We start from the raw sequence: 619 nt of genomic DNA on the forward strand, positions 1-619 counted from the left end.
CGCCAGCGTCTTGCCGGAGCCCTTGTCGTGCTGGAGGCCGTCGTGAGGCCAGGCAACCGGCAGCCAGTCGCCCCAGCCTTTGAGCGCCGCCGCGTGAATGACTGGCGTCGTCTCGCGCTGGCGGTAGGCCGGCATGTCGTTCCACATCTTGGCCTTCTGCTCGGCCGAGAGGTGCGGGACGTCGTCCCAGGTTGCTTGGATGCAGTAGGGGCTCACGACGCCATCGACTGCAGGTATCGCAGACCGATCTCGGTCATGCCAGACATCGGGGTATAAGTGACGATCATCAGGCCGTTGGTTGTCATGAGGCGGATCATGCACTCCTCATGCACGTCCTGCGGAGGTTCTTCGTCAAGCCAAATCATGTGCTTGGCGGTGCCTTGGAACTTGCGGCGACCTTGATCGAAGCTCTTGAACCCCACGATTGACGTGCCACCCGAGACGTGTCGGATGCGGGCCGTATCCATCGCCCCCGTGACACCCGCGCGCCGGCTGGGCTCGCCGATGATGCTGTCGCCTGGAATGAGCCCCTTCCCAAGTTCGCCGAGCGGACCCATCAGGATCGCCTGCACGATGTCTCGGGTGGTCTCGCTGGTGTCTCCAGCCGCCCAGGCGTCAG

The 619-nt window shown here is 64.1% G+C and carries 1 protein-coding gene and 1 pseudogene; both read right to left on the minus strand.

Annotated elements, in window-relative coordinates:
• Window positions 1-126: pseudogene (locus tag FV233_RS29765) on the minus strand (DNA packaging protein); the annotation flags it as partial.
• An 86-nt stretch (window positions 127-212) separates the two neighbouring features.
• Window positions 213-619, minus strand: a 407-nt coding sequence (locus tag FV233_RS29770) for a terminase family protein (RefSeq protein WP_210249530.1), incomplete at its 5' end; no start/stop codon positions are given.

Source organism: Methylobacterium sp. WL7 (genome assembly GCF_008040085.1).
In the GTDB taxonomy this organism is placed as follows: Bacteria; Pseudomonadota; Alphaproteobacteria; order Rhizobiales; family Beijerinckiaceae; genus Methylobacterium; species Methylobacterium mesophilicum.